Source organism: Azoarcus sp. TTM-91, assembly GCF_012911025.1.
In the GTDB taxonomy this organism is placed as follows: domain Bacteria; phylum Pseudomonadota; class Gammaproteobacteria; order Burkholderiales; family Rhodocyclaceae; genus Azoarcus.
In genome coordinates this window covers 1-12,497 of the sequence record NZ_WUEI01000122.1, presented here as the reverse complement: position 1 = coordinate 12,497, position 12,497 = coordinate 1, and the positions used below count along the sequence as shown (strand labels likewise).

Sequence of the window (12,497 nt, the reverse complement as noted above, 5' to 3'; positions counted from 1 at the left end):
CCCTCGCCCAGCCCGCGCCGGCCACCGCCTATGCCATTCCGGCCGGGCCGCTCAGCCAGGCGCTGTACCAGTTCGCCGCCAGCGCCGGCATCACCTTGTCCTTCGATCCGGCGCTCACCGAGGGGCTGCGCTCCCCCGGGCTCAACGGCGCGGCCACGGTGCAGCAGGGCCTGGACACGCTGCTCGGCGGCAGCGGCCTGCAAGCGGTGCGCGGCGACAACGGCGGCTACCACCTGCGCAAGCTGCAGACCCTGGGCCAGCCGGGCGCGGAGGGCGAGCGCGCCCTGCGCGAGGTGCAGGTCACCGCCAACCAGCTGGGCGAGATCACCGAGGGCAGCGGCAGCTACACCCCCGGCACCATCGCCACCGCCACCCGGCTGGTGCTGACCCCGCGCGAAACGCCGCAGTCCATCAGCGTCATCACCCGGCAGGAGATGAACGACTTCGCCCTCAACAGCATCGACGACGTCATCCGCCACACCCCCGGCGTCAGCCTCGTCACCTACGACAGCGAGCGCACCGTCTATTTCTCCCGCGGCTTCGCCATCAACAATTTCCAGTACGACGGCATTCCGATGCGGCGCAACAGCGCCTATTCCGCCGGCAACACCCTCAGCGACATGGCGGTCTACGACCGTATCGAAGTGCTCAAGGGCGCCACCGGCCTGCTCACCGGCAGCGGCGATCCCGGCGCCACCATCAACCTGATCCGCAAGAAGCCCACCGGCCAGTTCCAGGGCCAGCTCAGCCTGAGCGCCGGTTCGTGGGACAGCTCCCGCGCCATGGCCGACCTCGGCGGCCCGCTGAACCAGAGCGGCAGCCTGCGCGGTCGCGTGGTCGCGGCCTACCAGGACAAGGGCACCGAGCTGGACCACTACCGCCGCCGCACCCCGGTGTTCTACGGCGTGCTCGAAGCCGACCTCACTCCCGACACCTTGTTCACCCTGGGCGTGGACTACCAGGACAACATCCCCAAGGGCTCCACCTGGGGCGGCATCCCCCTGTTCAACAGCCAGGGCGATTTCAACGACACCTCCCGCTCCTACAACCCCGGCGCCCGCTGGAGCAACTGGGAGCAATACACCCGCACCGCCTTCGCCACCCTGGAACGCTACTTCGCCAACGGGTGGACGGCCAAGCTGCAGTTGAACCACCAGATCAATGGCTACGACGCCCAGCTCGGCTCCATCGGCAGCGGCGCTCCCGATCCCGCGGACGGCAGCGGCACCAGCCTGTGGCTGGGGCAGTACGTGGGCAAGACGGTGAGCGATGCCGCCGACGTCTATGCCAGCGGCCCCTTCCAGCTGTTCGGCCGCGAACACGAACTGGTGCTGGGCGCCAGCGCGGCCAAGCGGCGCTGGACCAACAAAGCCTACTGGCCGGGCGGCTACGACGGCACGGTGGCCGACTTCTACGGCTGGAACGGCCATGTCGCCGAACCCGACTGGGACGCCTCCAGCTGGAAGGGCGAGAACGACGAGACCACGCGGGAGAGCGGCCTCTACGCCGCGCTGCGGCTCAACCCGGCGGATGCGCTCAAGTTCATCCTCGGCAGCCGGGTCGCCAACTACCGCGACGAGTACGTCAAGGAACGGGGCGTGGTCGTGCCCTACGCCGGCGTCATCTACGACCTCGACCCGCGCCTGTCGGTGTATGCCAGCTACACCACCATCTTCAACCCGCAGAGCAACAAGGACGAGAGCGGCCGCAACCTGGCGCCGGAGGAAGGCAAGAGCTACGAGATCGGCCTCAAGGGCGCGCTGGACGGCGGCCGCCTCAACGCCACGCTGGCCTACTTCCGCGTCAAGCAGGACAACTACGCCGAGGAGAGCGGCGGCCTCACCCCCTCGGGCGACACCGCCTACCGCGCGGTGCAGGGGGTGATCACCCGCGGCGTGGAGGCCACCCTGTCGGGCGAACTGGCGCCGCGCTGGCAGGTGCAGGCCGGCTACACCCACCGGGTATCGCGGCTGGATGGCGAGAAAGTGTCCACCGAAGATCCGGAAGACCAGTTCAGCCTGTTCACCAGCTACAGGTTCTCCGGCGGCCTGGAGAACCTGACGCTGGGCGGCGGCGGGCGCTGGCAGTCCAAGTCCTGGGCCACCGTCTACAACCCGGTGTATGGCTCGGTGAAACACACCCTGGACGCCCGCTGGCTGGTCGATGCGATGGCGCGCTGGCAGTTCGACCAGCAACTCTCGCTGACGCTCAACATCAACAACCTGCTCGACAAGAAGTACTACACGATGATGAGCATGTACAACACCTACAGCTGGGGCGAGCGCCGCAATGCCATGCTGACGCTCGACTACCGCTTCTAGCCGCCAGCGTCGCCACGGCCCGCCGGCCGCCGCAGCGCGACCGGCAGCGCCGCAGCGCCGGGTTGCGCACCGCCGGGGGCCGCGATCCGGCCCGCCCGCAGTGCCGCCATCGCGCAGTGCATCGCGCGGTAGTACTGATCCGGGTCGTAGGAGATCAGCACCATGTCCACCCCGGCGCTCAGCGCCTCCACCGCCGCCCGGCAGACGCCGCGGTGATACACCGCGCCCATGTTGAGATCGTCGGTGATCAGCAGGCCGCGGTAGCCCCACTCCCGCCGCAGCAGGCGCACTACCGCCGGCGACAGCGAAGCCGGGCGCTCGGCGTCCAGGCCGGGCAACACCACGTGGCCGAGCATGATGGCGCCGTCGGCGCGGGCGGCATCGCGGAAGGGTTGCCAGTCGCGGGCGGCAAGGTGTTCCGGCGGGGTGTCCAGCCGGGCGGTGAAATGGTGGGTATCCACCGCCACCCCGCCCAGCCCGGGAAAGTGCTTCAGCGTGGCGCGCACGCCGGCGCTGGCCAGGCCCTCACCGTAGGCGGCGGCCACCGCGGCGACGGTACCGGGGTCGGCGGCGATGGCCCGGCGGGCGATCAGGGTGTGGGTATCCAGCCTGGGGCCGCCGTCCTGCGGCCGCAGATCCACCACCGGACCGAAGTTGAGATTCACCCCCAGCGCCGCCAGCTCGCGCCCCTGCCAGGCGCCGTAGGCGTGGGCGCGCTCGGCCAGGCTGACGCCATCCTCACCGGCCGCCTCGGCGGCGATCACCAGTTCCGCCAGGGCCGGCATCGCCGGCAGCGGCGGGCTGAGGTGGGCGACGCTGCCGCCCTCCTGGTCCGCCGCCACCAGCAGCGGTGGCAGGCCGGCGCCACGGCGCAGCGCCTGCAGCGCATCCACTTCGGCGCGGATCTCCGCGGCGCTGCGATTGCCGACGTTGCGCCGGGTGAGATAGACGCCGCCGATGAGACCGCGCTCCGCCAGCCGCGCCACCTCGGCGAAATCCCGGTAGCCGACGATGAAGCGCTGGCCCAGGCGATGCGCTTCCACATCCGCCGCCAGCACCGCCTGGCGCTGGGCGCGGAACACCACGGCGTCACCCAGCGCCAGCGTACCCGCCAGCGCGCAGGCGAAGCCCAGCGCACCGGCCTCCAGCCGCCCCAGCCGGCGGCTGCGGCTGGCCCACACCACCAGGCCGATGCCGATGGCGGCCGCGCCCAGCAGCAGCGCGGTGATGCCGCCGCGCAGCGCCAGCAGGTAAGGCGTGCGCGGATCGAACGCCACCGCCAGCAAGGCCGCCGCCAGCCCCCAGCGCACCAGACCCCCTCGCAGCGCCGCCATGTCAGCGCTGCTCCCCGGTGTTGAGCGGCGCGCCGATGCGGTACCAGTCGATGCGGCGGGTGGCGAGCATTACGCTGCCCAGCGCAGCGAACAGGAGCAGGGTGCCCATCAGCATGGCGTTGTCCTCCGACAGCAGCACGCCGTAGAGCACGCCGTACAAGGCGGCGATGCCGCCGCCAAAGGCCAGCCCCTGCAGACGGCCGCCGAGCGCGCCGGCGAGATAGGTGCCGATCAGCAGCACGCAAGCGCAGGCGGAGAGGCCGTAGGCGAGCGCGAAGGACAGATGCTCCGACAGCGCGATCAGCAACATGAAGAAAGAAGCCAGCGCCAGCCCGACCAGCAGGTACTGCAGCGGATGGATGGCGCGCCGCTGCAGGATCTCCACCAGGAAGAAGGCGGCGAAGCTGAGCACCACGAAGAGCACGCCGTACTTCACCGCCCGCTCCGCCTGCAGGTAGATGTTCACCGGCTCCATGAAGCTCAGGCCCAGGGTCTCGCTCCGGCCGCCGCGGTCACCGGCCAGCAGCGCGGCATCGAAGTTGCGCGCCAGATGGGAAACCTGCCAGCGCGCCTCGAAGCCGTCTGCCCCCACGCGGCGCTCCACCGGCAGGAAACGGCCCTGGAAGCTGGGATGCGGCCAGGCCGAGCGCAGCGCCACCGAGGTGGCCTCTCCCACCGGAGCGATGGCCAGCCGCGCCGAACCTGTCAGCGCCAGTGGCAAGGCGAATTCGAAGCGGGCGCCGGCAGCCGGGTTGATCTCGCCCAAGTCCACGTTCAGGCCCGGGCCGGAGAAGGCGCCGGCGTTACCAGTGGCGAAGCGGTGGCTACGGCCGTTCACCCGCACGTCCGGGTCGTTATCCACCCCGCGCGGATCGCTCACCCCCATCACCAGGTAGGCACGCGCGCCGACCAGCCGGCGATCCGGTGCCAGCCCCAGCCCGGCCGGCACTTCGGCGCGGCCGCTCAGCTGCAGGTCCAGGTGGTAGAGGTTGGCGCGATAAAGCCTGCGCTGGCGGGTTTCCACCCGGGCGTCGCCGGCAATGTCCAGCGCTTCCGGCGCGAACACCTCGTGCCGCGTCACCACCCGCTCGCGGGCGACTTCCCGGCCCTCGGCATCCGTCTCCCGGACCATGGCCCACTCCCGGTAGGCCACCACCAGCACCGGCCCCACCAGGGTCTGCTCGCCAGCGGCGGAGTTGGCGATGTCCGCCATCACATCTGCCTGCCGGTCGCTGCGGCCGCGGATCTGCCCCTCCACCATGGCCAGCGGCACCAGCAACAACAGGGACAACAGCGCAATCAGCGCCAGCTTGATGAACAGCTTCTTCTGCATGACCCACCTCCGCGAAAAATGACGGAAGCGAGTGTGGTGAGCGGCGGTGAAGAGAGGGTGAAGCGAGTGTGAAGGGAGACGGCCAGGCGCTGCCGCCGGCTCAGCGCCGCAGCAGCATGCGCGCCAGCGCGCCGCCCCCCGGCGCATTGGCGAAATCCGCCTCGCCGCCATGGATGCGCGCCACTTCGCGGACGAAGGCGAGGCCCAGGCCGGTGCTCTTGCGGCCGGTGGTCGGGCGCGGCAGGGAGTAGAAGCGCTCGAAGAGTTGCGGCAGAGCGTAATCCGGCGCGCCGGGGCCGTGGTCGCGCACCGCAATCTCCAGCTGCTCGCCCGCCTCCCGCCAGCTGACGAGCAGCTCGCCGCCTTCGGGCGAGAAGGCGATGGCGTTATCCACCAGGTTGCCCAGCGCCTGTTGCAGCAGGAAGAGATCGCCCTGCAGGCGCGCGCCCGGCGGGCCTTCGGTGCGCAGCACCAGGCCACGGGCCTGCAGCGCCTGGGCGCGGCTGTCGGCGACCTGGCGCACCAGCTCGGCGACGGCGCTGTCGGCCTGCGCCTCCGGCGCCTGCAGCTGTTCGATGCGGGCGAGTGCGAGCAGGCGGTCGATGATCTGCTGCATGCGCTCGGCCTGCTCGTCGATGTGACGGACGAAGCGAGCGCGGTCGGCCTCGGCGGCGGCGTCCTGCAGCACTTCGGCGGCGCCGCGCACCGCGGTGAGCGGGCTTTTCATCTCGTGCGCCAAGCTCTGCACGTAGCGCTCGACGTACTGCTTGCCATCCAGCCGCTCGCGCATGCGGGCCAGCGCCCGCGCCAATTCGGAGAGCTGGCGGCCGCCACCGGTGGGCGGCACCGCCTTGGCTCCGTCGGCCACCGCGCGGGCGTAGTCGCGCAGGCGGTTGAGCGACCAGGTGAGCCACAGGGTGAACAGCAGGCCGATGGCGGCGGAAACGCCCAGCAGCACCACGCCGGCGCGCAGCACGCGGTCGCGCGCCTGCTCGGCGTAGGGGTCCACCGAGCTGGCCGGCTTGGCCAGGGAGAGCACGCCGATGCGCTCACCATCGGCGATCACTGGCGCGGCGACATAGAGCACCGAGCTGCCGGCATCGGCCGGATCGTCGCGGGTGCTGCGGGCGCCGTACTCGCCGCGCAGGGCGCGGGCGACGTCGCGCCACTGGCTGTAGTCGGCGCCGACGGCGAGGTTCTCGGAGTCGAACACCACCCGGCCGGCGGCGTCGGTGAGATAGACACGGAAGTCCACCGAGGCCTTGTTCACCTCATAGATGCGGGCGCCGGGCGAGCGCCGCCGGGCGGCCTCGACGGCGGTGGCGAAGCGGCCGCTGGAAAACGCGCCACCCGCACCGTCACTGGGCACGGTGGCGGGCGCGGAAACGCCCGCGGACCGCGCCTTCGCCATTGCCGCCAGTTCCGGCGCGGCCAGCTCGGCGAGCAGGTTGGCGGCGTCCACCAGGGTGTCCTCGGTGGCCTGGCGCACGCCGGGCTCGACCTCGCGGGCAAAGATGTTGAGCACGAACCACGCCGCCAGACCGACGATGAGGAAGTAGCCGACGAAGAAGCGGATGGCGATATTCATGGCACTAACCCCGTGTTCATGCCCGCAGGCCGGTGTTCATGGCCGCAGGCTGTAGCCGAGGCCGCGGTGGGTCTCGATCTCGGCTTCGCCTTCGCCCTCCCGCACGGCGCGCAGCTTGGCGCGCAGGGTCTTGATGTGGGCGTCCACCGTGCGCTCCAGGCTGTCTTCGGCGTCGCGCCACACCAGGTCCATCAGCTGGGCGCGGTTGAACACCCGGCCAGGCCGCGCCAACAGGGTGGCGAGCAGGCGGTATTCGTAGCGGGTGAGGCTGAGCCACTGGCCGTGGTAGGCAATGCGGGCGCCATCGGCATCGTGGTCGAAGCGCGCGGCGGCAGCAGGCAGCGGCGGGCTCACCGGCGCAGGGGCGGCCACAGGAGCCACCGGCCGCGCGCGGCGCAGGATGGCGCGCACCCGCGAGGCCACTTCGCGCGGGCTGAAGGGCTTGGGCACGTAGTCGTCGGCGCCCAGCTCAAGGCCGACGATGCGGTCCACTTCGTCCGCCCGTGCGGTGAGGAAGATCACCGGCACGTCGGAGAAGCGCCGCAGGCGGCGGCAAACGTCGAAGCCGCCGATGTCCGGCAGGCCCACATCCAATACCACCAGCGCGTATTCAGCGGCAGCACCGGCCTCCAGCGCGGCCAGCGCCTCGCCGCCCAAGCCCACCCAGGCGGTATCGAAGCCCTCGGCGCGCAGGGCGTAGGCCAGGGTGTCGGCGATGGCGGGTTCGTCGTCGACGATGAGAATTCGGTCGGGGTTGCGGTCGGCCACGGCGGTGGGAAAGGAAGACGGAGGCCGGATTATCGCCGAGCGCGCCGCCGCCCGGGCATGGCGAATGCAAGCGCTTGCCGGCCGCCCGCGACGGGGCCGAGATCATGAAAAGCATCCTGTATCAAGGCGTAGCATCCGCAGCCAGCCGATTTTCGTGCGCGCTACCATTGACCCACGCGGGCCCTAGCCCTATGGCCGCCCATCCCGGACGCGCTGCGGGCTTGTAGAACCGGATCACCGGTCCGGCTCGTTTCTTCATTGCGGAAGGGATAAATGAACTCCATCAAACAAAAAGCCATCTGGCTGCTCGTGGCGCTCGCGGGCGCCACGGGCTTCGCCATGCTCGCGCTGTCCCGGGGCGAGCACGTCAATGCTGCCTGGCTGGTCCTGGCGGCGCTCTCCTGCTACGCAATCTCCTACCGTTTCTACAGCAAGTTCATCGCCGAGAAGGTGTTCGAGCTGGACGACCGCCGCCTGACGCCGGCGGAACGCCGCAACGACGGGCTGGACTACGTACCCACCAACAAGTGGGTGCTGTTCGGCCACCACTTCGCCGCCATCGCCGGCGCCGGCCCGCTGGTCGGCCCCATCCTGGCGGCGCAGATGGGCTTCCTGCCCGGCACCATCTGGATCCTGGTCGGCGTGATGCTGGCCGGCGCGGTGCAGGATTTCCTGGTGCTGTTCATCTCGGCGCGGCGGGATGGCCGTTCGCTGGGCGAGATGGCACGGCAGGAGCTGGGCCCCTTCGCCGGCGTGGTGGTGATGCTGGGCGCGCTGGCGGTGATGATCATCATCCTCTCCGCGCTGGCGCTGGTGGTGGTCAAGGCGCTGGCGGAAAGCCCGTGGGGCACCTTCACCATCGCGGCCACCATCCCGATCGCGCTGTTCATGGGCATCTACATGCGCTTCCTGCGGCCAGGGCGCATCGCCGAGATCTCGGTGATCGGCTTCGTGCTGATGATGCTGGCCATCATCTACGGCGAGAACATCGCCCACAGCGCCTACTGGGGGCCGATCTTCACCCTCACCGGGCCGCAGCTGACGCTGGCGCTGGTGGCCTACGGCTTCATCGCCTCGGTACTGCCGGTGTGGCTGCTGCTGGCGCCGCGCGACTACCTCTCCACCTTCCTCAAGCTGGGCGTCATCGTCGGTCTGGCGATCGGCATCGTCATCGCCCTGCCCGACATGAAGATGCCGGCGGTGTCGCGCTTCATCGACGGCAGCGGCCCGGTGTTCTCCGGCGCGCTGTTCCCCTTCCTGTTCATCACCATTGCCTGCGGCGCATGCTCCGGCTTCCATGCGCTGGTGGCCTCCGGCACCACGCCCAAGCTGGTGGAGCGCGAGACGCAGATGCGCTTCATCGGCTACGGCGGCATGCTGGGCGAGTCGCTGGTGGCCATCATGGCGCTGATCTGCGCCTCCATCCTGGACCCGGGCATCTACTTCGCGATGAACTCGCCGGCGGCGCTGATCGGCACCACGGTGGAATCCGCCTCGCAGGTGATCAACGGCTGGGGCTTCGCCATCACGCCGGAAATCCTGGCGCAGATGGCCAAGGACGTGGGCGAGCACAGCATCCTGTCGCGTGCAGGCGGCGCGCCGACCTTCGCGGTGGGCATGGCGGTGATCGTCACCGACATCTTCAGCAGCAAGGCGATGATGGCCTTCTGGTACCACTTCGCCATCCTGTTCGAAGCCCTGTTCATCCTCACCGCGGTGGATGCCGGCACCCGCGCCTGCCGCTTCATGGTGCAGGATCTGGCCGGCACCTTCATTCCGGGCCTGGACAAGAGCCACAGCTGGTTCGGCAACCTGCTGGGCACCGGCGTAGCGGTGGCGGGCTGGGGCTACTTCGTCTATCAGGGCGTGACCGATCCGCTGGGCGGCATCAACACCTTGTGGCCGCTGTTCGGCATCGGCAACCAGATGCTGGCCTCGATGGCGCTCATCCTCGGCACGGTGGTGCTGTTCAAGATGAAGAAGCAGCGCTACGCCTGGGTCACCATCCTGCCCACCACCTGGCTGTTCATCACCTCGATGACCGCCGGCTGGCAGAAGATCTTCAGCGACAACCCGAAGATCGGCTTCCTGGCGCTGGCCAACCGCTACAACACCGCCGCCGCCGAAGGCACCATCCTGGCCCCGGCCAAGACGCTGGAGGAAATGTCCCGCGTCGCCTTCAACAACCAGGTGAACGCGGTGCTGTGCGGCTTCTTCATGATCGTCGCGGTCACCATGATCATCGCCGCGGTCGGCGTCATCCGCCGCGCGCTGGCCAGCCCGGCGCCGACGGCGAAGGAAACCGAGGTGGTCTACCGGGAGGCACCCGCCCATGCTTGATCGCACATCCGGCACCGGCTTCGCCGCCGGTGCCACCGACCTCTCCTACCTCGCCGGCACCGCGCCGCCAGGGGAAAGCACGACGGCGCCTGCGCTGGACGACGCCTACAGCCGCTACGTGAGCGAAACCCGCTCGCAGCGGCCGGACGCGCAGCCGATGTCGGAAGCCGAGTTCGAGCGCTACAGCCTGGGGTCCAGCTGGCTCTCCGGCCTGCGCGAGGTGGCGAAGAAGGTGGTGCAGACCTGCCGCCTGGTGGTCGGCATCCATGACTACGAGTACTACCTCGACCACATGCGCAGCCGCCACCCGGAGGCCACGCCACTCAGCCGCGCGGACTTCTACCGCTACTGCCTGGAGGCACGCTACCCGAGCGCCGGGCGGGCGGGCAGCGGGTGCCCGTGCTGAGATGTTGTTGCGGAAAACGCCGTGTCGGTGCCGGCATGGCCCAGGCTGAGGATGTCGGCCGCAGGCGGTGCTGCACCTCTCCGCCACACCGGCCACGCCCGGCGGGCTGAAGACAGCAGCCGAGCCGGCACCTGCAGTCGCGCCACCGAAGAAAATCGGCCGCCCCCCAGCGAGGGCGGCCGATTCATTTTCCGTCGCTGCGCCGGCGCAGGGAATCAGCCCCGCGCACCCACCGTCACGCTCAGCGTTCCCACCCCTTCCACCTCACCCTTCAGCCTGTCGCCCTCCTGCACCGGCCCCACGCCTGCCGGCGTGCCGGTGTAGATCAGGTCGCCCGGCCGCAGCTCGAACAGCCGCGACAGGTAGGCGATCACCTCCGGAATGCTCCAGATCAGCGCCGAAATGTCGCCGCGCTGGCGCGTCTCGCCATTCACCTCCAGCCAGATCGCGCCCGCGGTCGGGTGGCCGATGCGCGCCGCCGGCACCAGCGCGGAGCATGGCGCCGCATGGTCGAAAGCCTTGCCCACCTCCCACGGCCGCCCAGTGCGCCGTGCTTCGCCCTGCAGGTCGCGCCGGGTCATGTCCAGACCCACCGCATAGCCATACACATGCGCCAGCGCCTGCTCCACCGGAATGTCCACGCCGCCACGCCCCAGCGCCACCACCAGTTCGATCTCGTGATGCACATCGCTGCTGCCCGGCGGGTAGGGAAACACGCCGCCGTCCTCCACCAGGCTGTCCGGATGCTTGGCGAAGAAGAATGGCGGCTCGCGGTCGGGGTCGCTGCCCATCTCGCGCGCATGGTCGGCGTAGTTGCGGCCTACGCAATACACCCGGCGAACCGGGAAGCGCTCGTCGCTGCCGGCAATCGGCAGGCTGGGGATGTCGGGGGCAAACAGATAGGAAGTCTGAGTGGACACGGCGGGGGCTCCGGTTCGTTCGTCGATGGCGCCTGGGCCGGCGCCTTGGCCGCATGTTAACGGCTTACGCCGCAGCCTGCCGGCGGCTGACGGCTGCCCGCCGCGGCACGCGCCGATATCCAGCAAGCGCCGAATCGGCAAGAATCCCCCGTTTCCGCCAGCCGGACTTGCCGATGGACCGCTTCGACTCCCTGCGTCTCTTCACCCGCATCGTCGAACTCGGCAGCTTCACCAAAGCCGCCGCCGCGCTGGACATGCCGCGCGCCACCGCCACCTACGTCATCAAGGAACTGGAGGATCGCCTCGGCGCCCGCCTGCTGGAGCGCACCACCCGGCAGGTGCGGCCGACGGCAGACGGGCAGGCCTTCTACCAGCGCTGCACGCTCATCCTCGCCGACCTCGAAGACGCGGAAGCCGCGCTGCGCCCCGCCGCCGGCAACCCACAGGGGCTGCTGCGGCTGGACCTGCACGGCGCCCATGCCAGCCAGATCATCCTGCCGCGCATCCAGGACTTCCGCCGCCGCTATCCGCGCATCGAACTGCGCATCAGCACCGGCGACCGGCTGGTGGACCTGGTGGGCGAAGGGGTGGATTGCGTCGTCCGTGCCGGCATCCCGCGCGACTCCTCGCTGGTAGCGCGCCGGCTGGCCCTGCTGCCGGAAGCTGTCTGCGCCAGCCCGGCCTACCTCGCCGAGTTCGGCACGCCCGCCCATCCAGACGAACTGGAGCGCCACCTCGCCGTCGGCTTCTTCTCCCACAACCCGGACCAGCATTACCCTTTCCGCTTCCGCGTCGATGGCGAAACCCGGGAGTACCGGCTAAAGCACCAGGTGGCCGTCAGCGACGCCGACGCCTACACCCTCTGCGCCCTGCAAGGCTGCGGCCTCATCCAGGTGCCGCGCTTCCGCGTCGAGCCCCACCTGCAGACCGGCGCGCTGGTCGAAATCCTGCAGCCCTGGCAAGGCCCGCCGCTGCCGATCTCGGTGCTCTACCCCTCTCAGCGCCACCTCTCGCCCAGGGTGAAAGCCTTCGTCGACTGGGTAAGCGCCCTCTACACGGAGCGCTTCGGGCCAGCAGGTTGAACCCTGGAAGCGGTCGCAAGCAATATCTGCTCGCAAATAGTTAGAAAACGGCTACAAAGCCCCTGCCGGCCCGCCCGGCGAGATCGATAAGCCCATGAAATTCCATGCCTAATAGCCAGTTCGGGCCGCTACGCGCAGCAGTCCCGCCCATGCCGCGCCCGCGGGTTGCCGGCGGCCGGCCCATGGACCACCTCCCGGCCCGCAGCTAGCATCAAGCCTCCGCCTGACAAGGAGCCAACCATGAAAACAAGCAAGCCTGTCGCCCTCGCGCTCTCGCTGCTGCTGGCGAGCACCAGCGTCCTCGCCCAAGGCGGTCCTGGCCCCAACCCGCGTGACGACCGCCGCGCCGGCCCCGCCCAAGCCGACAAGCGCCCCGGCCCTCCGGGGCACAGCAAACACAATGCC

Annotated in this window: 9 protein-coding genes; 4 read left to right on the top strand and 5 right to left on the bottom strand. The window is 69.9% G+C overall.

What is annotated here, in order from left to right; translation table 11 throughout:
* The coding region (locus tag GRF61_RS20710; RefSeq protein WP_169152517.1) for a TonB-dependent receptor at positions 1-2,321 on the top strand (2,321 nt) is incomplete at its 5' end.
* Here the strand turns inward: GRF61_RS20710 and GRF61_RS20705 are convergent.
* From GRF61_RS20705 to creB, 4 genes are all read right to left on the bottom strand, one after another.
* Complete coding sequence (locus tag GRF61_RS20705; RefSeq protein WP_169152516.1) at positions 2,318-3,655, bottom strand: glycoside hydrolase family 3 protein; 1,338 nt, start codon at positions 3,653-3,655, stop codon at positions 2,318-2,320. The genes GRF61_RS20710 and GRF61_RS20705 overlap by 4 nt on opposite strands.
* A gap of 1 nt (position 3,656) precedes the next feature.
* Positions 3,657-4,988, bottom strand: a complete 1,332-nt coding sequence (gene creD / locus GRF61_RS20700; RefSeq protein ID WP_169152515.1) for a cell envelope integrity protein CreD — start codon at positions 4,986-4,988, stop codon at positions 3,657-3,659.
* A 100-nt stretch (positions 4,989-5,088) separates the two neighbouring features.
* Complete coding sequence (creC, locus tag GRF61_RS20695; RefSeq protein WP_169152514.1) at positions 5,089-6,576, bottom strand: two-component system sensor histidine kinase CreC; 1,488 nt, start codon at positions 6,574-6,576, stop codon at positions 5,089-5,091.
* 36 nt (positions 6,577-6,612) lie between these two features.
* Complete coding sequence (gene creB, locus GRF61_RS20690) at positions 6,613-7,344, bottom strand: two-component system response regulator CreB (RefSeq protein ID WP_169152513.1); 732 nt, start codon at positions 7,342-7,344, stop codon at positions 6,613-6,615.
* Positions 7,345-7,617: 273 nt separating this feature from the next.
* On the opposite strand from creB, the gene GRF61_RS20685 reads away from it, so the two are divergent.
* Positions 7,618-9,684, top strand: a complete 2,067-nt coding sequence (locus GRF61_RS20685) for a carbon starvation CstA family protein (RefSeq protein ID WP_169152512.1) — start codon at positions 7,618-7,620, stop codon at positions 9,682-9,684.
* On the top strand, positions 9,677-10,090 hold the full coding sequence (locus tag GRF61_RS20680; protein ID WP_169152511.1) for a CstA-like transporter-associated (seleno)protein: 414 nt from the start codon (positions 9,677-9,679) through the stop codon (positions 10,088-10,090). Before GRF61_RS20685 ends, GRF61_RS20680 begins: the two co-directional genes overlap by 8 nt.
* Before the next feature lie 215 nt (positions 10,091-10,305).
* Here the strand turns inward: GRF61_RS20680 and GRF61_RS20675 are convergent, their stop codons facing one another.
* Entirely contained in the window at positions 10,306-11,010 is a 705-nt protein-coding gene (locus GRF61_RS20675; protein WP_169152510.1) for a fumarylacetoacetate hydrolase family protein, read from the bottom strand.
* A gap of 173 nt (positions 11,011-11,183) precedes the next feature.
* Between GRF61_RS20675 and GRF61_RS20670 the strand changes: the two genes are divergently transcribed.
* Positions 11,184-12,092, top strand: coding sequence for a LysR family transcriptional regulator (locus tag GRF61_RS20670; protein ID WP_169152509.1), 909 nt, complete (start codon positions 11,184-11,186; stop codon positions 12,090-12,092).
* Positions 12,093-12,497: the final 405 nt, after the last annotated feature.